20 protein-coding genes are annotated in these 26,665 nt (G+C 63.9%); 12 read left to right on the forward strand and 8 right to left on the reverse strand.

The features are described from left to right. Positions 1–67: 67 nt before the first annotated feature. Entirely contained in the window at positions 68–427 is a 360-nt protein-coding gene (locus tag M1E05_RS01825) for a hypothetical protein (protein ID WP_461164267.1), read from the reverse strand. 307 nt (positions 428–734) lie between these two features. On the opposite strand from M1E05_RS01825, the gene M1E05_RS01830 reads away from it, so the two are divergent. Further along, complete coding sequence (locus M1E05_RS01830; protein WP_461164268.1) at positions 735–2,264, forward strand: M28 family peptidase; 1,530 nt, start codon at positions 735–737, stop codon at positions 2,262–2,264. 111 nt (positions 2,265–2,375) lie between these two features. Here the strand turns inward: M1E05_RS01830 and M1E05_RS01835 are convergent, their stop codons facing one another. From M1E05_RS01835 to M1E05_RS01860, 6 genes are all read right to left on the reverse strand, one after another. Beyond that, complete coding sequence (locus tag M1E05_RS01835; RefSeq protein ID WP_461164269.1) at positions 2,376–3,461, reverse strand: PEP-utilizing enzyme; 1,086 nt, start codon at positions 3,459–3,461, stop codon at positions 2,376–2,378. An 11-nt stretch (positions 3,462–3,472) separates the two neighbouring features. Further along, positions 3,473–4,879 (reverse strand): PEP/pyruvate-binding domain-containing protein, encoded by a 1,407-nt coding sequence (locus M1E05_RS01840; protein ID WP_461164270.1) that lies wholly within the window; start codon positions 4,877–4,879, stop codon positions 3,473–3,475. Between the two features lie 44 nt (positions 4,880–4,923). Further along, the gene (locus tag M1E05_RS01845; RefSeq protein WP_461164271.1) at positions 4,924–6,189 is read right to left on the reverse strand and encodes a low temperature requirement protein A; all 1,266 of its coding nucleotides are present in this window, start codon (positions 6,187–6,189) and stop codon (positions 4,924–4,926) included. 14 nt (positions 6,190–6,203) lie between these two features. Then, positions 6,204–7,520 carry an ATP-binding protein gene (locus M1E05_RS01850; protein ID WP_461164272.1) on the reverse strand — a complete coding sequence of 439 codons (1,317 nt, stop codon included), beginning with the start codon at positions 7,518–7,520 and terminating at the stop codon, positions 6,204–6,206. Between the two features lie 102 nt (positions 7,521–7,622). Then, a complete protein-coding gene (locus M1E05_RS01855; RefSeq protein ID WP_461164273.1) occupies positions 7,623–8,519 on the reverse strand; it encodes a DNA/RNA non-specific endonuclease in 897 nt (298 codons plus the stop codon). 138 nt (positions 8,520–8,657) lie between these two features. After that, the gene (locus M1E05_RS01860) at positions 8,658–9,662 is read right to left on the reverse strand and encodes an aldo/keto reductase family protein (protein ID WP_461164274.1); all 1,005 of its coding nucleotides are present in this window, start codon (positions 9,660–9,662) and stop codon (positions 8,658–8,660) included. Positions 9,663–9,904: 242 nt separating this feature from the next. Here M1E05_RS01860 and M1E05_RS01865 point away from each other — a divergent pair, with 242 nt between their 5' ends. The 6 genes from M1E05_RS01865 to M1E05_RS01890 all read left to right on the forward strand — a co-directional run bounded on the left by M1E05_RS01865 (position 9,905) and on the right by M1E05_RS01890 (position 19,387). Continuing rightward, complete coding sequence (locus tag M1E05_RS01865; RefSeq protein ID WP_458112445.1) at positions 9,905–11,527, forward strand: anchored repeat ABC transporter, substrate-binding protein; 1,623 nt, start codon at positions 9,905–9,907, stop codon at positions 11,525–11,527. Further along, positions 11,514–12,518 (forward strand): choice-of-anchor M domain-containing protein, encoded by a 1,005-nt coding sequence (locus tag M1E05_RS01870; RefSeq protein WP_461164275.1) that lies wholly within the window; start codon positions 11,514–11,516, stop codon positions 12,516–12,518. Before M1E05_RS01865 ends, M1E05_RS01870 begins: the two co-directional genes overlap by 14 nt. Next, positions 12,515–13,366 carry an anchored repeat-type ABC transporter ATP-binding subunit gene (locus M1E05_RS01875; protein ID WP_458112443.1) on the forward strand — a complete coding sequence of 284 codons (852 nt, stop codon included), beginning with the start codon at positions 12,515–12,517 and terminating at the stop codon, positions 13,364–13,366. Before M1E05_RS01870 ends, M1E05_RS01875 begins: the two co-directional genes overlap by 4 nt. Next, the gene (locus M1E05_RS01880) at positions 13,363–14,274 is read left to right on the forward strand and encodes an anchored repeat-type ABC transporter permease subunit (RefSeq protein ID WP_461165311.1); all 912 of its coding nucleotides are present in this window, start codon (positions 13,363–13,365) and stop codon (positions 14,272–14,274) included. The genes M1E05_RS01875 and M1E05_RS01880 overlap by 4 nt, the downstream gene beginning before the upstream one ends. 88 nt (positions 14,275–14,362) lie before the next feature. Continuing rightward, positions 14,363–15,085, forward strand: coding sequence for a TIGR03769 domain-containing protein (locus tag M1E05_RS01885; RefSeq protein ID WP_461164276.1), 723 nt, complete (start codon positions 14,363–14,365; stop codon positions 15,083–15,085). Positions 15,086–15,178: 93 nt separating this feature from the next. Next, positions 15,179–19,387, forward strand: a complete 4,209-nt coding sequence (locus M1E05_RS01890; RefSeq protein ID WP_461164277.1) for a TIGR03773 family transporter-associated surface protein — start codon at positions 15,179–15,181, stop codon at positions 19,385–19,387. A 162-nt stretch (positions 19,388–19,549) separates the two neighbouring features. Here the strand turns inward: M1E05_RS01890 and M1E05_RS01895 are convergent, their stop codons facing one another. Continuing rightward, a complete protein-coding gene (locus M1E05_RS01895; RefSeq protein WP_458112440.1) occupies positions 19,550–20,464 on the reverse strand; it encodes a LysR family transcriptional regulator in 915 nt (304 codons plus the stop codon). A gap of 278 nt (positions 20,465–20,742) precedes the next feature. On the opposite strand from M1E05_RS01895, the gene M1E05_RS01900 reads away from it, so the two are divergent. From M1E05_RS01900 to M1E05_RS01920, 5 genes are all read left to right on the forward strand, one after another. Beyond that, on the forward strand, positions 20,743–21,822 hold the full coding sequence (locus tag M1E05_RS01900; RefSeq protein WP_458114585.1) for a PrpF domain-containing protein: 1,080 nt from the start codon (positions 20,743–20,745) through the stop codon (positions 21,820–21,822). An 84-nt stretch (positions 21,823–21,906) separates the two neighbouring features. Then, entirely contained in the window at positions 21,907–23,115 is a 1,209-nt protein-coding gene (locus M1E05_RS01905) for a Bug family tripartite tricarboxylate transporter substrate binding protein (protein WP_458112439.1), read from the forward strand. A gap of 8 nt (positions 23,116–23,123) precedes the next feature. Beyond that, complete coding sequence (locus tag M1E05_RS01910) at positions 23,124–25,151, forward strand: tripartite tricarboxylate transporter permease (RefSeq protein WP_458112438.1); 2,028 nt, start codon at positions 23,124–23,126, stop codon at positions 25,149–25,151. 42 nt (positions 25,152–25,193) lie between these two features. Continuing rightward, positions 25,194–25,574: a universal stress protein gene (locus tag M1E05_RS01915; protein ID WP_458112437.1), complete on the forward strand. Its 381-nt coding sequence runs from the start codon at positions 25,194–25,196 to the stop codon at positions 25,572–25,574. Between the two features lie 192 nt (positions 25,575–25,766). Further along, the gene (locus M1E05_RS01920; protein ID WP_458112436.1) at positions 25,767–26,654 is read left to right on the forward strand and encodes a helix-turn-helix transcriptional regulator; all 888 of its coding nucleotides are present in this window, start codon (positions 25,767–25,769) and stop codon (positions 26,652–26,654) included. The last annotated feature ends 11 nt before the right edge of the window (positions 26,655–26,665 follow it).

Raw genomic sequence — 26,665 nt, forward strand, 5'->3', positions numbered from 1 at the left:
CTCCCCTCCCTCTTTGCGCCAGCTGCGCGGCAGGACCTCGGCAATTCTGGTACTGGCCCGCCTTGATTCAGAACCGCGGAATACCGAGAGTGGACAGCAGGTCCTCGTGCAGCTGGAACCAGACGGAGTGATAGGAGGCTGGACTGTCCGTCACGTAGTCCAGGTCTCCGAACTTGCTGCGCTTGATCGCGTCTCCGAGCCGTAGGGCGTACCGCTCGAACCGGGGCAGCGCTGTGGCCAGGTCGGCACAGACAACGCCCGCGCGGGTATGGAACTCCACAAACCTGTACAGGACGCGGGCGTCGTAGCCTGAGTCGCTGTGATCGTTCATCTTCAGCGTTCCCTCGCCGGGTATTCTCTGCCACGCCGTGCAGAGGTCCAGCAGTTCCGGATTCAGCACCAGAAAGTGGCGGTACGCCTCAGTCAAGGCTTCCCTTGTGCCGGCCGCTGCGAGTTCGCAGGCGGTCAGCTCCGCATCTTTTATTCTGCCGGCTTCAGTAAGGCCCCACCCGCCGAAACCGCCAGGGTGTGAAGTACCAGGAGATCGACGTTGCTAGGTTGGGGCAGCTCGCGCATGGCCTGATGGTATCCCGTTGAAGCCGATCTGCAAGCGACATCCTTCAAGTCCTTTGTCAATCCCTTTCTCGCCGAATTCGTATCCGCTAGGCTCACCTCACCACCGGCCCTGACGAAGATGTCCGGACCGGATTCCGCATAATTCAGGAGACCCCTAAATGCAGAAGAATCGGAACTACGGCCGTGCGGCCATCGTCGCCACAATCGCACTCGCATTCACATTGGCACCACCTGCCCATGCCGACAACGGAACGGATACTCTGGCCCTTCGGGAGGCCGTGTCTGCCGCCAACATCACAGATCACCTTGAGGCCCTCCAGGCCATCGCCGATGCCAACGGCGGCACAAGGGCAGCGGGAACGCCAGGCTATGAAGCGTCGGCCGTGTACATCGAACAGCAGTTGACCGCGGCCGGCTATGTGCCGACCCGGCAGTATTTCAGTTACGACCAGTTCAACGTCGTCAGCGCCGCGATGGAGCGCATCACACCGACTGCGAGAACGTACGTCCCCGACGGCGAGGAGCCTGAGTTCCAGGTGATGACGTACTCCGGGACAGGCGATGTCACTGCCGCAGTCACAGCCGTTGATATTAACCTGGCCGGGGACAGGGCGTCCACCAGCGGCTGCGAAGCGAGCGACTTCGCCGGGTTTACCGCCGGAAACATCGCTCTGATCCAGCGTGGTACCTGCCCGTTCCGGACCAAGGTGGACAATGCCGCCGCAGCCGGGGCCGTGGGTGTCATTATTTTCAATCAAGGCAACGAGATACCCGACGACGACCGGTTCGGTCTCATTTTCGGCACCTTGGATCCGCCGCAGGCCTCCATTCCCGCCGTCGGAACAACGTTTGCCATCGGCGAGGAACTGGCAGGACTCAGCAACCTGACCATGAGACTGGCCGTGGACGCTACCCTCACCACGATCAACACGTTCAACGTTCTTGCGGACACCACCGGACGAACGGACAGGACCGTGGTGGTCGGCGCGCACCTCGATTCCGTGGCTGAGGGTCCCGGCATCAACGACAACGGCACAGGTTCAGCTGCCATCCTGGAGACCGCTCTTCAGATGGCCGCTTCGGGAGATGCCCTCACCAACCGGGTGCGTTTCGCTTTCTGGGGAGGGGAGGAAGATGGCCTTGTCGGTTCGGATTACTACGTCGCCCAACTGACGTCGGCCGAAATCAAGGACCACGCAGTCAACCTCAACTTCGACATGGTGGGCTCGCCCAACTTTGTGCGCTTCGTCTACGACGGCGACGGCTCGGCCTTCGGCGAAACCGGACCCAACGGATCAGCACGGGTGGAGCAGGTCTTCCTGGAGTATTTCGCTTCCCAGGGTCTGGCCGCGGAACCGACCGAGTTTGACGGGCGCTCCGATTACTTTGGATTCATTGAGAACGGCATCCCAGCGGGTGGCCTGTTCACCGGCGCCGAGGGGATCAAGTCTGCTGAACAGGCGGCCGAGTACGGAGGTACTGCAGGCGCGCCTTACGACCCGTGCTACCACAACGTCTGCGACACCATAAACAATGTCAACGCCGTGGTGCTCGAACAGATGGCCGATGCGATCGCACACGCCACTCTGACGTTCGCCGAGACAACGTCTGCCATCAACGGTTCGGCCAAGGGCAAGGGTTCAGGCAATGTGGAACTCGAAAACAGGGGACACAACGCGCTGAAGTAGGGGTCCAACCCGGAAGTCCAGCCAATTACGCACGGCCGCATCATCGCCTGCCCCGGTGGTGATGCGGCCGTTCCTGTCCGCGGCTGCGACGATTTACAGACTGATCCGCTGTCAGGGGGCCCCCCGGGCCGCCGTGACCCGTCCCAGCGTTCCGTCCACCTGCACGCTTTGCCCATTGACCAGTGTGCTGGTCCCCGAGCCGGTGCCCATGACAGCGGGGATTCCATATTCCCTGGCCACAATCGCCGCATGGGAGCCGATGCCGCCGGCGTCCACCACCACGGCGCCTGCCCTCCGGAACAATGGCGTCCAGGCCGGGTTGGTGTAGGGGCAGACGAGGATCTCACCGGTGCGCAGCAACCCGAATTCGTCCGGCCCGCGGATGATCCGAACCGTTCCGGTGGCCACACCCCGGCTGGCGGGCGTGCCGGACACAAGTGCCCCCGGAACGCGGCGCTTGTGCCCGAACAAGGCGGCCGGATCCACCAGCGGAATCCCTTCCAGCTCCCGGCGCTTGGCCGCCCTGGCCAGTACCAGCCGGCGGTACCGTTCGCGTTCGACGGCGGGCAGCGCGCCGCCGTCGTCCATTCCCGCCAGTTCCTCAAAGCGGAGGTGGTGGACCTCCTCTGGTTCTGCCAGCACGCCCGCGTCGCAAAGCCGCCGGCCCAGCTCCAGCAGTGCACGGCGCAGCGGGGGCATCACCATGGTGGCGTAGAAGTGGGTGTCCTCGCGCAAGGCAATGCCAACCTTGGCGGCGTCAACGGCGGACAGCACGCGCCTGCCCACGGCCGGAATCCGCAGGGCCGGGTGCCGCATGAGTTCCGCCAGCGCCGCCCCGGTCTGGTCGGTGGTCTGCCTTCGCTCGCCCAGCATCGAGGTGATCAGCCCGAGGACGACTTCCGGGGCATCTGACCACGTTGGTGAGCTGCTCAGCACGATGCTCACGGTTTCCCGGTGCCCGTATTCGGCCAGGAAAGCCTGGAAATCGGCATAAAAATCCTGGAATTCCGGCTCCGATTCCAATCTCGCCAACAGTTCGCCCGGGCCACCTGGCCCAGCGAAGGCAAGCATCAGCCCGCGATGGGACCGGACCCGGGCGGCCAGGTCCCCCAGCGCCTGGTTTGCCTGGCTGGTGCGTGTTTCCGCTCCTGCGATAAGTGCTGAGCCGAGGTGCCTCTTGCCCAGCACCAGGAGCATGGGCCGCAGCTTCAGCTGTGAACAAAGGCGCCCGGCAGGTAAGAGATCCGCAAGTCGGTGATCCCGTGCAGCGTGACGAAGGCGTCCTCAGCGGCGCCTACCACCTGTCGCCACGTCAAGGGCCGCAGATCCTGCGCGTTGAGACGCCGGACGCCCTCGAGGAACGCGGAGAACCTGCTGTCCTCCGTCCAGTGAACGGGATTGAACCGGCGGGCCCTACGGGCGACCGAGATGGGGGCGGCGAGGGTGCGAAGCGTCGGGTGCGGCACCGGAGGAACCAACTGGAGCACCACGCCGCCCTCCTCGGGCAGCAACTTCTCAACCGAGGGAAAAACAACGCCGACGCTGCCAGCCATGCCACGCAGCATGGCCAGGACTCCGCGTTGCATCCAGCCCGACACGTCCAGCGGATATGGCCGTATCTGGAACATCTCCACGAAGGTGGGGCCTATCACCCGCTGGAAACGGTTGAGGCGCAGCGGCGGCGGAGGCAGGGCTGTCATAGGCCGCGACTGCAGTAGGTAGACACGCCCGTCCGCCACAGCCCATTCCATATCCTGTGGGCGGCCGAAATGGTCCTGGGCCCGAAGCGCCAACCTGGCCAGCTCCTCCAAATGCCCGTCGGAGAGGGCCGGACGGGTGGTGCCGGTGCCGGCACTCTCCTCCGTGCCTCCGCCCGCCAGGGAACGTATGCTCAACTGGTGGCCGCCGGGAGTAAACTCGCGGACCTTCCCTGCACTGTCCAGGACGTAGTGCTCCGGTGTGACCAGCCCCGAAACCACGGCTTCGCCGAGACCGGGGCTCGCGTCGATGACGATCTCACCGTGCTCGCCGGTTACCGGATTTGCACTGAACATGACCCCGGCGGTCTCCGCCTGAATCATCTCCTGAACGACGACGGCGATGGCAACCTGCCCCTGGTCGATCCCCTGGCGCTGCCGGTAGGAGATGGCCCGGTCCGTCCAGAGAGAGGCCCAGCAATCCAACACGGCCTGAAGAAGCGCTTCTTCGCCGACGACGTTCAGATAGGTGTCCTGTTGACCGGCAAAAGCGGCTCCGGGCAGGTCCTCAGCCGTGGCGCTTGAACGCACGGCCACTGGCCCGTCTCCCATTGCAGTGTAGGCTTCAACGATTTCCGAGCGGACAGCGTCCGGTATCTTCGCTTGGCTGAACAGGTCCCGGATTTGTGCCCCGGACGCCCCGGCATCTTCCAACCAAGCAAGCAGCGTGTCCAGCTTGGCGCCCAGCCCGTTTTCCTCAAGAAGGGCGGCATAGGCATCGGTGGTGACAACGAAACCTGACGGCACCGGGAATCCTTGCCGCAGCAGTTCGCCGAGGTTAGCGCCTTTTCCTCCGGCCAGGGCAAGATCATCGGAGCCAAAGCCGGCCAGGTCGCCGACGGTTTTCTTCTCAGTCATTTGGGGCTCCTGACGGGAAGTGGCTGGTTCTTCACAAGCTACGCTCAGCTACCGGCTGCGGCCACCCTTGAATGCAGCCGCTCCAGTGCAACCTTCCGGCAATGGGCCGCCTTCGCTCGAGGATGTTCCTCAACGACAACCGAGACAGCCAAAGCTGCGCAAATCACCAGCATGCACACTGGAACGGCCACGCCAACGGCAGCCAGCCCCACACTGAGGCCAAGCAGAAGCACCACTACGGCTGCCACGCCCACAATTGTCCGGTCAAAGCCCAGCATGGCGCTGTACAGCCACGTCAGTGAGAGCTTGAAGAGCGCAACAGGAACGGCCATGGTGGCTACCGCAACGGCGGCACTGACATGGGCCTCGTGGTCAATGAAGTAGGCGGCAACATGTAAACCGGCGCCAGTCGCTGCAATCGCGGCAAAAATCGGCATGTGGGCGTAGCCGAAAAGAAAAGAACGGTGCCGCTGGAGGTGCAGCGACTGGCCGGCGGGCAGGATGAAGTAGATCCACCACATTCCGAAGGCGATCGCAGTCCCGGCAAAGCCCACCATGGCAGCGTCCAGGCTCCATCCATGGTTCGCAACGATCGCACGCAAGGTTTCGATGGCTCCGATAAGGCATTCGCCCAACGCGATGATGGCCAGGAGGCCGTAGCGTTCCGCTATGTGGTGCGCGTGCCAGGGTGTCCTGATCTTCCGTTCCGCGAGGGAAGGAGTGGCCATCTCAAACACGAAGAGCGGCACCATCATCAGGAAAGTGGTCAGGATGTCGGCCTGGACGATCATCACCACGATCCAGCCGAGCTGTGCCAGCACAAGATACTTCGCGTAGTTGAGGCAGGTTTGCCGCCTTTGCGGATCCTGCCTGGCAGCCCGCAGCCACTGGGAGACGAGGGCCAGCCGCATGATCACGTAACCGGCAACCATCACCGCGTTATCAACATGGCCGCCCTCAACGAGGGAGTGAAACATCGGCTCGATCCCCATGGCCAGGATCAGGACGCCCATCATCTGGACCATGGTGACAACCCTGAAAATCCAGTCGTCGGTGTCGTAGGCGCTGGCAAACCAACTGAAGTTGATCCAGGCCCAGATCACCGAGAACATGGCGAATCCAAAACCGAGGAGGCCTGCAACGAAGTGGGCCTCGGCAATCTCATGGGCAAATTGGCTGCCGGCCACGCCGAAGGCAATCACAAAGGTGAGATCGAAAAAGAGCTCCAGTGGAGTAGCGGCCCTGTGCTTCTCCCCGGGATCCCGGCCTCCCATCCGGATGAGTGCATGTCCGAGTGGGTTCGTGGCCATAAAGGCGCCTCCTGCTATACGCGACCGAGGGAATCGATGTCCTCCAGGAATTCAGCGTAGACCTCTTTACTGACGGTGGTCCGCGTTTCTCCGATCGCGTCGAGGTAGTCCTGCGTGGCGGGACCCTTCCGGACGGCCTCCCGGACCGAGGCGCTTCCGCCGGAAGCGAGGCCGCCGTCGTCGTACACTGCTTTTTCGAGCGCACGCTGGGACGCACTGCGGGCCGCGTACTCGAGGTCCGCCGGCGAGAAGCCTTCCGTGCGGTCCACGAGGAGTTCGATATCGACGTCGTCCACCACGGTGGGAGGGATGAAGCGCTGCCACATGGCCTCCCGTGCGACGCGGTCTGGAAGGCCGATGGGGATGACGTAGTCGAACCGGCCGTGACGCAGGAACGCACTGTCCAGGGCCCGGATGAAGTTGGTGGCGCAGACCAGCAGGCGGCCGGGCTGTTCGCGGAAGGCCGGGATGATCTTGAGCAGTTCGTTGGTGACGCCCTGCAGCGGGGACGGAGGTTCGCCGGAGCGCTGGGCGGCAATCTCCTCCACCTCATCAATGAACACCACCGCGTGTTCGAGTTCCGCGATCTCCAGGAAGGTCTCCCGCAGTGCACCCGCGAGGCCTTTGGGATCCGAGGCGAGACGGGACGGGAACACCTCCACGAACGGCCACTCCAAGCGGGAAGCGATGGCCTTCGCAAACGTGGTTTTGCCGGTACCAGGAGGCCCGAACAACACCACTGCCCGCGGCGGAACCACACCGTATTCGTCAGCGAGATCGGCCTCGGCCAGCGGCAGGACAAGCCGCCGCTCCAGCAGTTCTTTCTCGTTGTGCATGCCGGCCACGTTCTCCCAGAGGTTTCGGGCCAGGACCCGGCCGCCCAGCAGGCCCAACGGCTCCAGTTCCTGCCGCGCCACCGGAATTTTGCGCTCAAAGTATCGCAGGTTCTTCTTGAGCTGGAAGCCGCGGCTGAGGAAAGCCTCCACACGGGTCTCGGATTCCGGCATCAAGGCGGAGAGCTTGTTGAGCCCGTGCGGCGCCATCCGGTTTTCGACGGCGGCCAGCAGTGACGTGCCGATTCCCCGGCCGCGGAATTCGGGAAGGGTGGCCAGGAAAACCACCCAGCCCTGGTCATGGGCGGCGCGTCCGACGGCGGCACCCACCACTTGCTCGCCCTGCACCGCCACTACGGCGTAGTCCTTCTCGCAGGAAGCCAGAACTTCAGACAGGGCATAGACGGGCTCGACGTTGCTGGCCTTGAGGGATTCCCACAGGTGCAGGATCCCGTCGAGGTCGGCCGAATGAAAATCCCTGATCCGCCAAGTGGTCATGAGGTGTCTCCCGCGTGGTTCGTCGTTGAGCCAATGAGTGCCCTTCGAGCATATGCGAACGGAAGTGACGCCGGCGTGGAGGAGACGTTTCCCGGTGGTTGATTACGCCGGGAAATCGAAGTCCAGGTCAAGGTCTTCCGGGGAGTGGAGGCGCCGCCAGGCAGAACCTGTGCGGGCTGACGGCAACGCAGCCGCGATGGGCATCCGGTCCAGCGCGATCAAGTGCGCGAGTTCCAGCCCAGTCAAGGCAGCGATATCCCGGATGGGTACCTGGAACGTCCGGAACGGTCCAAGCGGGGGAGCGTCCTCCTCGACCCCGGGCCGCGGCATATCCGGCAGGTCTGCCAGTTGTGGTGACTGGTCCACAACGTACCCCGTCGCAGCCAAGGCGCCGCTCTCAATAAAGACGGCGACCTTAAAGAACTGCAAGGGGATCTCGACACCCCGGTATACGGGATCGGCCTCGCTGAAGATGGGACCTGTGAAGATGACGAGACGCCGGCGGTTGTCGGCTGCGTTGTCCAGCAGGTAAGACTCCAGACCAAGCCAAAGCTCCAGGCCCTGGTTGAACTTGGCCGCCTGTGGCGCAGCGTTTGTGTAGTGGAAGGTGTCTTCATTGGCCGTAGAGGCTTCTGCCAGGGTCTCTCCCCACACAGCCGAGGCCCTGCGGACCAGGTGACCCCGGTCGATGTCGTTGCGGGCGTAAACCCTTTCGCCTGTCTGCTGGTCCTCGGATAAACGCGGGTCCAGCCTCCATTGGATTCCCTCGCGGTCCAGGTCCATCAGCTTCTCACCGTCAATGCCGAGCGCCGTTACGGCCGCCAGCCGCTTATCCAACCGCATCAGGACTGAGAAGTGGGTGTACGGAAGCAGGGCAGTGGCGACGTCGTCCAGAGTGGGGAGGGGAACGCGGGTCCCGAGGAACTGATCGTCGTATCCAGCGCGGTCAGAGAGATCGTTCACCATCAGGGACTGAGGCTCAGGCAGTAGCTGGTTCATCCGCAGAACCTATCAGCGGCAGGTGACAGTAACGTGAACATCAGCTGCACGGATGTCGAATTGACCCCGGGTTCATTCCAAAGGCCGTTCCAAGAGCCGCCACCGTCGTAGCCAACGGCAGTGGCGGCCTCGGCCTTTCTATGCGTCGCGCAGGTTCGGGGAGACGGTCTTTGCCGGATCCGTCTCGGCGAGGGAGCCGATGGCGTCGTCGATCTGCTTCATCGCGGCCGGTTCGAGCTTTACGCCGGCGGCCTTGACGTTCGATTCCACCTGCTCGGGGCGGGAAGCGCCGATGATGGCGGCGGCAACGTTCTGATTCTGCAGGACCCAGGCGATGCTCAGCTGCGCCATGGTCAGCCCGGCCTCCTCCGCGATGGGCTTCAGCTTCTGCACACCGGTGAGGACGTCGTCCTTCATCCAGCCCTTGACCATGTCGGCCCCGCCCTTTCCGTCGGTGGCCCGGCTGCCCTCCGGCGCCGGTTGGCCGGGAAGGTACTTTCCAGTGAGCACGCCCTGCGCTAGCGGTGACCAGACGATCTGGGACAGGCCCAGTTCCTCCGACGCCGGAACAACTTCTTCCTCAATGACCCGCCACAGCATGGAGTACTGCGGCTGGTTGGAAATCAGTTGGATGCCAAGGTCTTTCGCGAGGGCATGGCCAGCCCGGATCTGCTCCGCATTCCATTCGCTCACGCCGATGTAGAGTGCCTTGCCCTGCCGGACGACATCCGCGAACGCCTGCATGGTTTCCTCGAGGGGAGTGGAGACGTCGTAGCGGTGCGCCTGGTAGAGGTCCACGTAGTCCGTCTGCAGCCGGCTTAGGGAACCGTTGATCGATTCCATGATGTGCTTGCGGGACAACCCGACGTCGTTCTTCCCGCCGGGGCCGGTGGGCCAGAAAACCTTTGTGAAGATTTCAAGGGATTCGCGCCGTTCACCCTTGAGCGCCTCACCAAGGACGGTTTCTGCGGCGGTGTTCGCATAGACGTCAGCGGTGTCGAAAGTGCTGATGCCGGCATCCAAAGCCGCCTGTACGCACTGGGCGGCGACGTCGTTTTCCACCTGTGAGCCATGCGTGAGCCAATTGCCGAACGTGATTTCGGAGATTTTGAAGCCGCTGTTGCCCAGATACCGGAATTCCATACTGTTGAAGCTCGCTCTCTTGAATTGAACAGTCATTCCCCACGCGCGCAGCGGATAGCACTGCGGTTGCGGAGGTTGTCTCCAACCTAAGTGCTTCCTGCCTCGGGATAAACCCCTTTGCCTGTTCCTGCTCTTCCTAGGACTCGGAAACCTACCCTCGGCACAATTGGGCATCGTCAGTAGTTGAGAATGATTATCATGTGCTTTAGAGTCGAGAAGTTCCCCTTTGACCGAAAGCAGCCGTGCCCCTCATCGCCCGTTCACCTCGCCACGCCCCTGCCGCACCGGTCGCCGTGCTCGCTGTCCTTGTGGGTCTGCTCCTCACGGGCTGCGCGCCCCCGGTGCAGTTCAGTGTCCAGGACCCGCGGCTAAAGGTCATCGCGACGACGGGAATCATCGCTGATATCGCCCAGAATGTAGCGGGGCAGCGGGCTGTGGTGACCTCGCTCGTGCCTCCAGGCGCGAGCGTTCACTCCTATGAGCCCAGTCTGCGCGACGTGCGTTCCATCGCCTACGCGGATCTGGCGCTCTCGAACGGACTCCTCCTCGAGGAGCACCGCATCATCAAGGCTTTGGCGGCGAACCTGCGGCCCGGTGTCGGCAACCTGGCCCTGGGCGAGGAGGCCGACAAGCGTGGTGGCAAAGTCATCCCCCTGATCGAGAACCTCACGTTGGATACGGTGTGGCTCGGGATCCGGACGCGCGGCAGTGGTGCGGCACTTGGGACGACAGCTGGGTCTGACGTCGAGCTCCGCGCGGCCGCGGTCGAAGGGCCCGGCCGGCTGGTCGCTTACACCACCGAGACACTCGGCGCCCGCCGCATGTTCATTGACTCAGATCGGATCGGTGCCGATTCTGCCGTTCTGCCGCCCAATGCGCACTCGCATATGAGCTGGGCCTTCACAGCTCCCGGTGTCTACCGGCTCACGCTCGCCGCGGCTGTCCGCAGGGAAGCCGGGGCCAGGCCATTGCCTGTCGGTGAGTCGACGTACACGTTCGCGGTCGGAGTGGCGCCCGAGACGGCGGCGAGGACGCTGGCCCGTGCTAACCCTGCGGTTGATCCGGATGCCGTGACCGTCCTTGAGGGGGGCCATGCCGATGTCTCCGTGGACCTCGACGCCGGCCACCTCGATCTTTACGGCGATGTCCACGGACAGCAGGGGGAGCGGATGAGCTACGATCCGGAATCGACCGTGATTGAGGTCCCCAATAAAGCCATCCAGGAGATCCCCAGCGGACCCGGTTACCGCTTTCTGGGCAGCCCCGGCGACCGCCTCTACCAGCTGCCCCAGGCGGTGCTTGGCAAACACGTCCATGGCGAGCTTGATCCACACTTGTGGCAGAACGTCAAAAATGCGAAAGCTTACGCGCTGACAATTCGGGATGCGCTGGTGCTGCGCGACCCGGATGGCAAAGCAATATACGACGCCAACACTGCCCGCTACGCCGGCGAACTTGATGCGCTCGACGCCGAGATCGCCGCGAGCATGAGTGCGATCCCGCGGGAGCGCCGACAGCTCGTAACCACCCACGACGCCTTCGCCTACTTCGCGGACGCCTACGGCCTGACAGTCGCAGGTTTTGTTACGCCAAGTCCCGTTGTCCAGCCGAGCGTCCAGGATCGTCGCAAGCTCACCGAGACCATCCGCAATCTGGCGGTTCCGGCCGTCTTTCTCGAGCCCAACCTTCTCACCCGAACCTCGGCATTGACCTCGATCGCCCGGGATGCCGGCGTGGCCGTCTGCCCGATCTACGGTGACACGTTCGACTCCACCGTCAACACCTATGCAGCGATGATGCGCGCAACTGCAGACTCCGTCTCCCGCTGCCTTAACCCGGAAAGCACCACCAATGAAAAGCATTAAACATCTCCTCTCCTTGCTGCTCGTGGCTGTCCTCGCCAGCGGCCTGGCCGGCGGGACCGCCCTGTTTGCGCCGGGCATGGGGGTTGTTGCGCATGCTGCCAAGCCCGCGCCGCCCGACGGCCGTGTGGTGGTGGACCGGGGGCATATCGACCTCGCTCCTCGCTTCGTCGACGGTGCGTGGCGCGTCCAGGTTCGCGATGGCACTATCGAGCCATCAGTGTGGCGTGAGCCGGACGATGTAGTGTTCCACGTTCGCGATACCGCCGAACTGACCATGCCGGATGACCCGGCCTACGCGTTTGTAGGAAAAGCCGCGGGGCAGGCCGTCCATGTGGTACCCCAGACGGAGATGCCAGGAGTAGTCTGGATCGGTTGGAACACGCAGGATGCGGGCGTGATAGAGGGTGTTAGGCGGCAGATCGCTTTCACACTTGTGGACGTGGAGGGCCCCGGCGATCTCCTGCTCTACCTCCAGAGCGGCAACCTTACGGCTCCGCAGGTGCTGTGGGATTCACGTGAAACCGGGCTCCAGGACATCTTCATGGACACCAACGTCCACACCCACGGGAACTGGATCTTTACCGAGCCGGGAACGTACCTGCTTACGGTCGAGTTCGCCGCTGAACTCTCCGACGGAACCCCCCTGGTGGACCGGAAGGTTCTGCGCTTCGCCGTCGGCGACTCGGCGGACACACAGGCAGTGTTCGACGCCGTTCCCGCAGCTGTGGCCGAGGGGAAGACCGAAACCAAGGGCAAGCAGGATGGGGTCGCATCAGCGACAGTGGCGGGAACAGGGCCGTTGGGCCTTCCTGCAGAAGCCGTGACGGCCGCGATGACGGGGGTGGGTGCCGTCGGAATCCTCGCAATTGGGTTGATTGTCGCCGCGGCGGCCGTGCGTGGACGACGCGCCAAGGCTGCCGCAGCGGCGGAGCTTGCGCATACCCGCGGGCCCGAACGGGAGCCCGCCAAAGCCGGGGAGACGCGGGCGTGAGCGCCTTGGCTTCCGGGAATGCCGCGGCAGGACCAAACCTTCCTGGCCCCAGAGGCCCGCTGATCGACGTCGCGAACCTTGCCGTGCGACTCAGCGGGCGGGAGGTGCTCACGGGCGTGGATCTACAGGTCAGGGCCGGCGAACTCGTGGGACTCATAGGGCCCAATGGCGCGGGTAAGACGACACTCCTGCGCTCGATCCTCGGGCTCGTGAAGCCCTCGAAGGGGCATGTGGACGTCAGCGCGGCGCGTATCGGCCGGAGCCGCCAGCGGCTTGGCTACGTGCCGCAGAAGCACGAGTTTGCGTGGGAATTCCCCATCACGGTCGAGGACGCGGTGATGACCGGCCGCACTGCAGCCCTGGGCTGGCTGCGGCGCCCCGGCCTGGAGGAGTGGCGCGCTGTCAACGCTGCGCTCGACCGTGTGCAGCTGGCCGATCTGCACCGCCGCACGGTGGGGGAGCTCTCTGGTGGGCAGAAGCAACGCGTCCTGGTGGCCCGCGCACTGGCCCTGGCGCCACAGGGTCTCCTGCTCGACGAGCCGTTCACTGGCCTGGATATCCCCACCCAACAGCTTCTCACCGGGCTCTTCGGGGAACTGACTGCCGAAGGAACGGCCATCGTGATGGCAACCCATGACCTGGCCGGCGCCGTTGCGGATTGCACGCGCCTGTGCTTGGTGAACCGGACCGTCGTAGCCGACGGGACGCCGGCCGAGGTCGTAGCGACTGACGGGTGGATGCGGGCCTTTGGCGCGCAGCCCTTGCCAGGGACCGCGTCGCGGCCAAGGTCCGGGTCTGGACCGCAGGCTGTGCCGACTGCCGAGCAGACCGAAATGGTGGGTGCCTGATGTCCTTCGCTGATTTCCTCGCCGATCTGGCTAACCCGGACCTCGCCTTCCTGCCGCGCGCGCTGCTCGTGGCTGTCGCCTCGTCAGTGCTGTGCGGGATCGTGGGTAACTTTGTGGTGTTGCGGGGCATGGCGTTTATCGGGGATGCCGTTTCGCATGCCGTGTTTCCGGGCCTCGCTGTCGCGTTCGTCCTTCAAGGCAATCTGATCCTCGGCGGAGCGGTGGCGGGAGTAGTCACGGCACTCCTGATCGCGGTGTTCACTCAGCACCGCCGGCTGCGGGAGGACTCGGTCATCGGTGTGTTCTTCGCCGCGGCGTTCGCTCTGGGTATCGTCGTGGTGAGCCGCGCGCCAGGCTATTCCGGCTCGCTTGAGTCCTTCCTCTTCGGCTCGATCACGGGGATCCCTGATGAGGACGTCATCACCGTTGCTGTAGGGACGGTCCTCGTTCTCGGCGTTCTTGCGGCGCTGCACAAGGAGTTCGTGGCCGTGAGTATCGACAGAGACATGGCTCGCGCGTCGGGTCTGCCGGTGATGTGGCTCGACATGGCACTCTATGTGCTCGTGACCATCGCGGTGGTCCTTTCACTCCAGACCATCGGTACCATCCTCGTCCTCGCCCTCCTCATAACACCGGCCGCAACCGCGCGCCTGCTCACAGACAGCCTGGGCCGCATGATGCTCCTCGCGCCGCTCATCGGAGGAGGCGCGGCAGCAGTGGGCCTCTATGTGTCATGGAGCTGGGACCTGCCCGTCGGCGGGACGATCGTGCTCGTGGCCACCGGACTGTTCGTCGCGGCATGGGCTGCGGCGCCCCGGCATGGAGTCCTCCGGCGCCTGGTCCACCGAAAGACGCCGAACCCGCTTGATCAAGTGTCTGAGCCGGCTCAGTTGACTAAGGCGGCGTAAACCAGTAGGGTCCAGCTTGTTTGAGAATCATTCTCAATAAGGATGGTCATCCACCGTCCGCACACCACCTCGCACCAGAAAGGTGCCCATGCTGCACTCTTCTATTTCCGTCGCCTCACCCTCAACGCCCGGAGCACACACCGCCACAGCCAAGGTAAGGCCCCGCAGGTCCCTCGGGCTTGCCGGGTCAGTGGCCGCCGGCGTCGCGGCCCTGGTCCTCGCATTCGGGGTCCCGGCCGCTAATGCCGCGACGTACCACGTCTCACAAGGGCATGCTGACATTGCCCGCGCGAGCATCAACCCCACCGCCAACAAGCTCATCCTGGGCCTCAACCATGAGTACACGGGCGCGTACTACACGGCTGCCCAGGTTGCGGCGTCTCCCACCAAGGAACCGGTGGTCGACGTCGTCGTGACCCAGCGTGAGGGCTCTTCGTGGGTTATCAAGGCCAACGATTCCAACCCGTCCCAGCTCCTCGCGGGCTTCGCCCTGTCGGGCTCGGAAGCACCCGAGGGGATTGGCGCCGAGGGTGTTCTCGTCAACGGTGACAGCATCGCGTACAGCGTTGTCCCGGCGTCCGGGAACCCGGGCAGCGTAAGCGTTGTGTTTGATTCGACCCAGAACGTTGTTTCCTCGGGAACCACACACACCGCGAGGGTGGCAGACGTAACGGCCCCGGAGGCGCTCCACGTCCACCCGAAGTGGACCTTTTCCGCGGCGGGCACTTACTACGTGACCATCAAGGCCTCGAACGTTGAGGGCAAGATAGCTGCGTCCGATCCGCTGACCTACAAGATCGTCACCAAATAGTCGACGGCGGGTGCCGGGATTCTCATCCCGGCGCCCGCTGGGCATCCCGCCCCAAATCCCACCAGCACCCACCGCACCCTGGAAAGCCGCAACGTGACCCGCTTAAGACCGCTCCGCACCGCTCCCGCCGTGGCCCTCCTGACCGCCGCGCTGCTCAGCTCCGTCGCGGGGGTCCCGGCGTGGGCCACCGAGCCGACTCCTGCACCCGCGCCCACGGCGACTGCTTCCGAGCCTGAACCGGTTGACTCGGCTCCAGCCCCAGACCCAGATCCGGCCCCTGAGCCTTCAAGCCCGGCTCCAGCCCCAGACCCAGATCCGGCCCCTGAGCCTTCAAGCCCGGCTCCTGCCCCAGCGCCTTCCGTCGACTCGAGCGCGCCGGCCCCGGCAGCGTCCGAACCGCTCAGCCCGACAGACCCAGCCTTGGGCGCAGACTCCTCCTCCGCGACTGGGCCGACTGCAACTGTAAAGCAGGGCGAATCCTCGGAGTCCTCCGCGCTGCGGACGGTGCGCACGAGCGCGGGCGAACTTCCTGTCCTCGACCACGGCCGGGTGAGCCTTGCGCCCAAGATCAACCCGTTCGCGGGCAACCCGCTTGTCGTTGAGACGATCACGCCGGGCTACGGTGTGGACACGGAGCATTGGGGCTCGGGTTTCAACGGCGATTACCGGAGCCAGCAGTTCTTCCCGGCCGGAGGCGCGGTCCTCAACATCCCGGCCGCGGATCGCGCGGATGATGGCACCTACACCACACCAGGAATGGCCCTGGACGGGACAGTAGGCACCTCCGGGCTCACGCCGGTGGACTACGCGACCGGGGAGAACGCGCGGCTCTTCCTCCAGACCCACCTGCTGAATGGGCAGGCTGACTTCATGATTCCGGATGCGCAGGCGGAGATCAACCGGCGCTCCACGGCCACCACAGACCTGAGACCCAGCACGAACGGGTACCTTGCCCTGACCGGGGCCTTCACGCCTGAAGGCGCCCATGCGACGGTGACGGGGCGGGGCCCGGGCGGGGTAGCGACGTCGGCAGGATGGGACACCCGCACGCTCCGCTCTGACCCCGCACAACCGCGGCTCGGCATGAGCCCGAACAACTCCATCTACGCACTTCAGGCCGGCTTCAGCGCTCCGGGCGTCTATTGCCTCACCATCGAGATGGCACCCGTCCTGCGCAGCAGCGGCAATCAGCCTGCTCCGAGTACAGCAACTTACACGGTGGTGGCCGGGGACCTTCCGGCAACGGTTCCAATGTGCAGCGCCGAAGGCAGGCCTGATCCTGTCCCAGGTGACGGTGGCCCCGGCACGGGCGGGCCCGCTGAGAAGCCGGTGACTGTCTTCGCTACCGGCCACGTTGACGTCCGCGCCCCGCTGGCCAACGACGGCGGGTCACTTGCCCTGCTCATCGACGCCGGTACCTACGGCCGCATTCCCTTCCGTGACGTTGTTACTTCCGGACTCGAGCAAACCACAGTTCCCTCACCCAGCGCAGCCTCGGACCTGTCAGCGATAGCACCAGCCGGCAGCCCTCTCTGGTTCTGGAGCGAAGGCGGAGGCAATTCCGGAACACACCTCTGGCCCGGTGTGAGCGGACAGGACTTCGTGCCGGGGTCTATGGGCCCCTACGCGTCACAGGACCTCAGCCTGATGGAGGTCCGTGGTCCCGCAGACGGCTCGTTCGCCCTCTACGACAGCCGGGCTGTGACCGAACGCTTCGATCCCTCCTCGCTCCTTTGGTCCACGCGCAGCGGGATGCCACAGAGCCTTTCCGTGGGGCCAGCTAACCACCGCCACTTCACCTGGGCATTCACCGCAGAGGGCAAATACTGCTTGGCCATCAACGCCAAGATGCTCAAGGGTGACGGCACACGCGTGGGCCAGGACGCCCGCCTGACCGTCTGGGTCGGCGATCCTGCCAAGGCCAAGGACCAAGTCCCGTGCGACCGCCCCGCCGGGCTCGACGGCCTGGCCATGCTCTCACACGGCAAGGAGCCTGTGGCTGTAACGGAGCCCGCCCGCAAAGTGGCGGACACCGGGCTCGTGGCACTGGAACCGCGTCTCGATGAAGGAAAAATTGCAGTGGGCGCTCGCGTCCACGCCACCACCACGGCGTCTGCCCGGGACGTCGATCCAAGCCGGATCGTCATCTCGAGCTCAGTCCGGAACGGCACCAACTATGTATTCGGACCCGACGGCGCATGGGGTGCGCCCGGTGTTCGCTTTTCAACGGACCGGCTCGATCCGGCGGGGATCGTGGGCGAGGCCGGGGTTAGCCTGGGCACCGTAATCGGGCCGGGAACTGTTACAGCGGAGCGCTCCACCGGCGCTGTCCTGTCTTCCGATCCTTCAGCAGGGCGGACCCAAGCGGACCTCGCCCCGCGCTCGCTCAACATGCTCGTGTGGAGCTTCTCTGCGCCCGGCGTGTACTGCGTCCCACTGACATTTTCGGCTGTTCCTGGTGTAACGGCGGCAGCCTCGAGCACGACGACGACTCTCACCATCGCGGTAGGGAGCACTACGCCAGGGGAGACTGACTACGTCAACCGTGACGCCGTCGTACCCTGCGGGTCCGGCGGAACCGGCACCGGGCCGTCCCCGGCCCCAACGCCCAAACCGACGCCGGATCCCGGCACGGGCACACAGCCCAGCAACGTGACCGTCATCGGTGCCGGGCACCTTGACCTGGCGAGCCGACAGCTCGGCGGCATGTTCACTACCCAGGTTAAGGACTCCAGCCAAGGCACCGTCGTCTATCGGGACCCTGCCAAGACCGTCCTGCAGGTCCGCGATGCGGCCCGCAGACCTGTCACAGCTGGCTCGCCGTTCGGGTTCATCGGCACCGAAGGCTCCACTGCCTATGTACTTGGGCAAAGCGAAGAGGCAGGGCTCATCTGGCCCGGCTGGTCCACAGAAGAGGTCCCCGAAGCCGGGGACGTGACATGGACGCTCAAGAAGCTTGGCACCACAGGCAGCGAGGATGCGGCACCCGGGAAGATGGCCCTGTACCAGCTCGGTACGTTCGGCGCTGCCGCGATGAAGTTCAACACCACGGACGGAACGAACCAGTTCACCATCCCGGCCGGCGTGCACCAGCATGGCACCTGGGTGTTCTCTAAGCCGGGGGTGTACTGCATGGCGTTTAACCGGACTGCAGCCACGGGTGCCAGCAGTGACTTCACCGTCGCGTGGGCCGTGGGTGAGTCCGTGGAGGTATCGAGGGTAGATCCCGGCGACTGTTTCGCGGGGAAGTCCATCGACACAATCGACGGTGGCGTGAAAACCGCGCCGATCGTCTCTTCCAGTGCGGTGCCGGGTGCGGCAGGGGGCAGGGCGGTTGCGGGCAGCCCCGTGGGACCCGGCACGGTCTGCCTGCCTGGTGCGCCTGCGAAGGCGGGCGGTGCCCTGCCCGGTTGGCTGGAGGAATCCGAAACTGGCAAGGCCAGCACATCAGCCGGGGCCGGGATCGCTACCGGTGCGGCAGTGATCTCGGCCGGGCACGTGGACTATGCGACCCGCGTGATTGACGGGCGCCTACGTTCCTTTCTGAAGGACGGAACCACCGCCGTGCCGGCCTGGCGGGAGCCGGGCGAGGTTGTCCTGAATGTGGGAGCCAGTGCTGCCACCCGCATACCGGAGGGCGCATTCGGCTTCCTCGGCACACCTGGAGCCATCGTGTACCAGTTGCCGCAGACGCAGGCGGCAGGCCTTCCATGGCTGGGGTGGAACACCCAATCGCTGGGCTCCGATGTGGTGGGGCCTGTGACCTGGTCGCTCGATAATGTCAGCGGCCCTGGTGCTGTGACTATCTATGAACTCGGCGCGTTCGGAGAACCCGTCCAGCTCCTCAGCCCGGGGCGGAGCCTATCAGTGCCGGCAGGCGTGCACGCGCACGCCACCTGGGCGTTCACCGCGGCCGGTCAATACAGACTCACCATGACTCAGTCAGCCACACTCGCGAACGGCAGCCGCAGCTCGGACACGCAGGTGGTCAGCGTCATGGTTGGCAACGGCGAAGCTCCCGCTGCGGGGGAGCGTGTTGCGGGCTCTGTAGCCGGGCTGGGTAATCCCACAGCCGGATGCCTGCCCGCTGGGTCTTTGGTTGCCACTGCGTCAGAGGCTTCCCCGGTCAGCGCAGCGGTTACCACCGGCACTCGCCCGGTTGCAGGTGCCGCTTCCACTGGAGACCTTGAACCGTCATCTGACGAGGTGCCGCTGTGGCTGTGGATCGCCATGGGAGGGGGCCTTATGCTTCTGGGTGCTGGTGTGGGCGGCGGGACAGTCTGGTTCCTGCGCCGTCGGTAGCGCCCGGAATATCGGTAGCGCCCGGGTGAGGAGATCCCATGGTTGATCGGGGTCGCGTGGCAGATTGCTCGGGACCTTCTGAGCCATCTTATGGACGCGGCGCAGGAACTGCTGACGATACCCACAGGGGCCACCCGTCACGCTGGACGTTCCAGCATTCCTTCACCGGAAGTCCGCGGTCGTGTCTTTGGCGACTTCCAGGAGCGTTGCCTGGAAGGCCATTTCCGCGGCGGCCCTTACCCTGTCGTGACGGTGCGCGAGGAGCACCCTCCGGGACGGGGCGCTCGAACCGAGGGAAACTATGCTGACACCGGGATGCTTATTTACGACGGCGGTTCGCGGAGCAAGCGCTATACCCAGGCCAACACTGACCATGGCTTGAGCCTCCTGATAGTCGTTGGCCTGGAAAGCGATTCGTGGAGTGAACCCCGCAGCACGTGCGCTTCTTTGCAGTACTTCGACCACCGGATGGGCATCACCGCGAACGATCCACTCTTCTGTGGCAAGGTCTGCCATGTCTACTTGCTTCCGACGCGCAAGCCGGTGGTCCTTGCCGACGATAAGCGCAGTGGCGTCCTCGAACACAGTAGTCAGGGCAAAATCCCCAGGGCTGATCCGATTCCATTCGTAGTCCCAGAGAAGCGACATCCCAACCTGGCCGTTTTCCAGCATTTCAACCAGGTCCTCGAAACGGCTGCTGCGGACGTGCAGCTCGATCGACGGGTACTCCTTCTTGAACCGGCTGATCACGAGCGGCAGGAAGGAACCTCCCAAAGTGGGAAAGGTCCCCATCGTGAGGCTGCCACGGTGGAGACCCGCGATCTCTGCCAGATCCGCTTCAGCGGCAGCCATCTGCCGCAGGATACGGCGCGTGTGTGCAGCCAGGACATGCCCGGCATCCGTGGGAACCATCCCGCGTGTTTGCCGCTGAAGAAGCGGCTGCCCGATTTCGGCTTCCAGACGCCTCAGCTGCTGTGACACTCCCGACGGGGAGTACACGTGCTTTTCTGCAGCAGCGGTAATCGATCCAAGTTCGACCACGTCCAACAGCAATTCAAGTCTTCGAATGTTAAGCACAAGCCCCGCCCCTCTTTGAAGTAATTCTTACTCCCCCTGCACAATCCTATGCGCATGCTTCATGCATGCCGCTCTCCCGCAGGTTAAATCGGAGGAATCTTCCTCAAGGCGTTTCAAGTCGCCCACATGAGCCTTCCTGCGAACCTAATGATTGAAGTATAAGTGCATAGAGGTGCACAAACTGGCGTTTGTAATTCATACGAGTGACGGATCACACTGAGACCAGCCGACAGGCTCACAAGCCCAAATGAAGGGCTAAGGAAGGTGTGGCAGCAATTATGTTCAGGATCCCAGCAGCGTGGATGCGGGGCGGAACCAGCAAATGCTGGGTGTTTGAGTGGGACAATCTCCAGGTCCCCGGGAAAAGCGTCGACGAAGTTCTTCTGCGTCTTTTCGGCAGCCCCGATAACCGTCAGGTCGACGGCGTCGGAGGCGGAACGTCCACCACAAGCAAGGCCGTCATCCTGTCCCGCTCCCTCAGCGACGAGGCCGATGTCGACTACACGTTCGCACAGGTGGCCATTGACGAGCAGCGGGTGGACTGGGGCAGCAACTGCGGCAACTGCTCGGCCGTAGTCGCACCGTACGCAATCCAGCGAGGTTGGGTGGCTCCCGGCCAGGAGAACACGTCGGTCCGGACGCTGAACACCAACACTGATCAGCTAATTTTGCAGAGGGTTCCGACGCCGGACGGCCAGCTTCAGGATCCGGGCACCCAACTGATTCCCGGCGTTCCGTTCCCCGGGCTTTCGGTGGGCATGGGATTCCTGGACCCGGCCGGGAAGACCACAGGAAAGCTCTTTCCCACCGGCGAACCCGTGGAGAAGGTGACCTTCGATGGGCGTGAAGTTTCGGCCACGCTCATCGATGCAGGAGCTCCCCTGATCATTCTGGACGCTGAATCTATCGGCCTCAGCGGTACAGAGACGGCCGCGGACATCGACAGCCAGGCTGCACTCCTTGTGCATTTGGACGACGTTCGCAGAGACGCCGCGGTACGCATGGGCCTTGCGGCCACACGGGCTGAAGCCGCTCGGGCGATCCCGAAGCTGGCTCTGGTGGGCAAAGCGTCCCAGGACGATGAAGCTGACCTCAACGTGAGGATGCTGTCCATGGGAAGGCTCCATCCGGCCTTGGCCATCACGGGGAGCGTCGCACTGACCATGGCCGCGCAGCAAGAAGGCACAGTGGTCAGAGACCTCCTCACAACTGATCCTTCATCCGGGCTGATCATGCGCACTCCAGCCGGCATCGTCCAGACATGGGCGGAAATTCGCGACGGCGTGCCAGTCGTCGGAACCATTCGGAGTGCCCGCCTCATCGCGGACGCCGAACTGCTGCTACCAGAGTCCTGGTAGCGGAACACAAAAATAACAGGCTGTCCTCTTATTGCTGCCGGAGTGGTGTTGCATTGAGGTAGGCCCTAACCAAAGGATTTCTCAATGACGAGCAAAATGTCATCCTTGGAACCGCCGGGGCTCGCTCCGGAAGGTACCGATGGGCAAGCCGAGCCGAGCGAACAGCCTGATCCGCCCCAGCACTCCCGGCGCACCATCCTCACAGCCGTAGGCGCCTTCGCGCTGCTGGGCACTGCAACTACCGTCCTGGGCGGAAGCTTGCTGAACCCGCCCTCCAGCACCGACGACGGCGACTTTAGCGGCGAAACCCTCGAATTCCTGATTCCCTTGGCTTCAGGCGGTGGAACAGATACCTGGGCTCGGTTCATCGGCACAGAATTGACCAACTATGTTCCAGGTCGGCCTGGTTTTGCACCCGTGAACGACGCGGGCGGCGAAGGCATTCTGGGCACTAACAGGTTCGCCCGCTCAGCCAAGACCGATGGCACCGAGATCCTGGTTGGCACGGCCTCCACCGTAGTGCCGTGGGTTCTGGGACGCTCGGCGGTGAAGTACTCCTTTGAAGACCTTAAGCCTGTCGTTGTGAACGGCACCGGCGGAGTCATCTACGCCCGTGCCGAAGCAGGGGTGGCGGGTTTGGAGGACCTGATTAACAGGGACCAGCCGCTTGAGTTCGGTGGTATCAGTGCCACAGGCCTCGACATCACCACCCTGGTAGCCTTCGACCTGCTCGAAGCCGACGTGACAAGCACCTTCGGGTTCGAGGGCCGGGGACCGGTCAACCTGGCACTTCAGCGCGGGGAAATCGACCTGGATTACCAGACAACGTCAGCCTACGGCTCCGCCGTCGCAGGCATTGTCAAGGAAGGCAAAGCCGTCGTCCTGATGTCCTTCGGCCAGGTGAACGAAGCGGGAGACGTCATCCGTGACCCCAACTTCCCCGACGTGCCCACAGTGGCAGAAGCCTATGAAACGCTCCACGGTAAGAAACCCTCGGGCGAAAAGTACGAGGCCTACAAGACCCTGCTCGGGCTGACCTACACCTACCAAAAAGGGCTTTGGGTTCCGCAAGAGACCCCCGGGAACGCCTACGATCTGCTGCGCCAGTCCAGCGAAAAACTCGGTGCAGATGCAGAATTCCAAAAGAAGGCCGCCAAAGTGCTCGGCGGCTACCCCCTGGTTGCGGACGCCGGCGTAGCCGACCGCGTCAGGGACGCCTACAAAGTCAGCGGCTCCGTCCGGTCCTATGTCACAGGGCTGCTCGCGAGCAAATACGACATCCACGTTGAATAAGGAGCATCATGCTTGACTCCGCAATGGCAGCGCTGGCATCCCTCGCTGACCCCTCCCTGCTCATCATGCTCCTGATCGGCACGGTCGCCGGTCTGATCATGGGCCTCATCCCCGGCCTCGGCGGCACAGGCGCCGTCGCCATCCTGCTGCCCATTACGTTCGGAATGGAACCGCCCCAGGCTTTGGCACTCCTGATCGGCGCCCTCGCCGTAGTTCATACGTCAGACACCGTCTCGGCGGTATTGCTCGGCGCCCCCGGCTCCGCCTCAGCCAGCGTGACCATGCTCGATGGTTACTCCATGGCAAAGAAAGGACAAGCGGCGCGGGCCCTAACCCTGGCGTTCCTGTCCTCCATGGCCGGCGGCATCATCGGCGCAGTCGGTCTGACCCTGGCCATCCCGTTGGCCCGGCCTCTGGTCCTTTCCTTTGCCAGTCCGGAGCTCTTCATGTTGACCGTCCTCGGTGTGGCTCTTGCCGCCGTCCTTTCCCGCGGAAATATCATCAAGGGAGTCTCCGCAGGCCTCCTTGGCCTGATCCTCGGGATGGTCGGGACGTCACCGACTACGGCGGAGGAGCGCTTTACGTTCGGGAGTCTGTTCCTCGGCGACGGCCTGTCGCTCGTAGCTGTAGCCCTTGGTGTCTTTGGACTGGCGGAAATTGCGTCCCGCGCCAGCCAGCGCCGTGGTCAGCAGCAAATCATCACCCTCGGCGGCGGCTGGGGACAAGGCATCCGAGAGTGGCTCACCCACTGGACTCAGGTCATCCGCGGAGCACTCATCGGCATCTGGGCCGGCGTCCTGCCTGGCGTCGGCGCCACGGCAGGAACCTGGATGGCCTACGGCCAGGCCGTGGCGACGGCAAAGGATAAGCGGCAGTTCGGCAAGGGCGACCCCCGCGGCATAGTGGGCCCCGAAAGCGCCAACAACTCCGTGGAGGCCGGCGACCTGATCCCCACCCTGCTGTTCGGCATCCCCGGCGGCGTCCCCTCCGCGATGCTCCTGGGAATGCTCCTCACCTACGGCATCCAGCCTGGCCCTTCCATCATTACCGAGCACCTCGATCTGATGTACCTGATCGTCTGGTCCTTCGCCATCGCCTCCGTTCTTGGCGCACTGCTCTGCTTCCTCAGCGTCAAGCAGCTCGCCAAGCTGACAAAGGTCCCCTTCGCTGTACTGGCGGCAGGCCTTGTAGCCATCATGCTCCTGGGCTCATTCCAAGAAGGCGGCCAGCTTGGCGACCTCTGGATCATGATCGTCCTCGGCGCATTCGGCTGGCTGCTGAAATCGACAGGCTTCCCCCGGGCACCATTCCTGATCGGCTTCGTCCTGGCAATCCCGCTGGAACGCTACTATTTCCTCACCGACAGCCTGTACGAAGGCTTCGATTGGATGGCTCGCCCCGGTGTACTGTTCTTCCTGGCAATCCTGATACTGCCCATGATCTGGGCGTTCACTAAGTTCATTCGCGCCCGTCGCCACACCAATGTCGACGACGGACACCGGGACGAGCAGCCCGAGGACGACGAAGCCCCGCTGAAGAATTCAACCTGGTCCCTCGTAGCATCAGGAATCTTCTTCGTCGCCTTCGCCGCGGCCTTAGTCGCGTCGTTCTCATTCTCACCGGAAGCCAGGCTGGTCCCCCAGTTGGTGAGCACCGGAGGCCTGATCTTCTCCGGCATCCTGCTCTTCATTGAGACCCGGAGAAGGCTTCGCGACAGAACCCCGAAGGCAGATGCGACCCTTGCTGCGGAGCCAGAGGGGATCCTTGACACACAGACCACGAAGGCAGGTTGGACCCTTGACGCAAAGTTCGCGTTGAAGACCTTCCTATGGATGACAGGCTTCCTGGCTCTCACCGCCGCCTTCGGATACCTGGTTGCAGTCACGATCTTCATCCCCGCGTTCCTGCTGACCGTGGCGCGAGCCCGCGTCAAGACCGCCGTCGTTTATACCCTGGTGCTGTACGTCGTACTCCTGGCACTACCCTCTCTGCTGCCAATAGACCTTCCGCAGGGATGGCTGAACACATTCGTCTAGCATCCGACGCACGGCACATCGAAAGCCATTGGAGAATAAAAAATGACCGTACTCGTAGCCTATGCACCCGCTCCCGAAGGCAGGGAGGCGCTGACGGAGGGGATCAAGGAAGCCCATCTGCGGAAGTCAGACCTGCTCATCGTCAATGTAGGCCGTGGCCACCACGACCTGGATGAGCAGGAACTGCAGGAGTTGGACGGCCGACTGACCGAGGCCGGGCTGGCCCTGACCATCGAATCCTCGGTCCTCGCAGATCCGGGGGACGCGGTCATCCAGATCGCACAAGACCGCAGCGCCGAAATGATTGTCATCGGCCTGAGGCACCGGTCGATGGTCGGCAAGCTCATCCTGGGAAGCACTGTTCAGCGCATATTGCTGGACGCCACTTGCCCGGTACTCGCAGTCCGGTCTGACAAACTCTGACCGGCGCCACTGCTGCCGGACTCGTGGTCCGGTGCGCGTGCTGCCGTTCCCGCACTCCATCGCAACAGGTAGCCCGAAGGACGGGCGCGCGGACAGCGCAGCATGCAAGGGGAGGCAGGGTGACCAAATCGGTCGCCCTGCCTCCTCCTGTAACTACACGCATCACGGATCCGACCATGGACAATGGAAACCATGGGTCAGAGCGTAGAGTTTGGAAAGTTCCTGAAGGCGATGCGCTCACGGATGAGTCCGGAGCAAGCCGGAATCAGCACGACGTCCGGAGCCCGCCGTGTGCCTGGCCTGCGGCGTGAGGAGATCGCGCGGTTGGCCGATGTCAGCACTGACTACTACACCCGGCTGGAACAGGGCAGGAATATTCATCCCTCCCGGGCGGTGCTGGATTCGGTAGCCCGGGCACTGAGGCTGAATCCCAGCGAACACGCGCACATGCTTGACCTTCTCGAGAACTGTGAGGAGTCTTCGCCGATACCGGCACAGGGCGTTCGGCCTGCGCTGCTGCAGCTTCTCGATGCCGTGGGGAATGTGCCCGCCCTGGTCCTGGGGCGCCGGACCGATGTTCTGGCCGGAAATCCTCTTGCGTTCCTGTTGCTTGCCGACTTCCCTGCCATGCCGGAAACGGAGCGGAACCTCACCCGCTGGCTCATTCTCGCGCCCGCCGCCCGGGAGCTATTCCGGGATTGGAAGGCGGTCGCGTCCGAAGCCGTGGGAACTCTCCGCTCGGATGTCGGACGCCATCCCAACGATCCCCGGGCCAATCAGCTCGTGGGCGAACTCGCAGTACGCAGCGAGCACTTCCGCCAGTGGTGGGCAGGGCACCGGGTCGCCAAAGGATCGGCCGGCGTAGTGCGCCTCCACCACCCGATCGTTGGCGACCTGGAACTGAACTTCGAAGATTTGGCACGCCTGGACGATCCGGATCAGGTGCTGCGGGTGTTTTCCGCAAAGCCGGGGTCGGCGTCGGCCGATTCCCTTCAACTGCTCGGCAGCTTCGGTGCTGAGACCATGGCCCTGCAACCTCCTCAGGCCGTAGAAACGGACACGTCCCCTGGTCAAGGCTGACAGAATGTGAG

It is taken from the genome of Arthrobacter sp. R4-81, assembly GCF_054792365.1.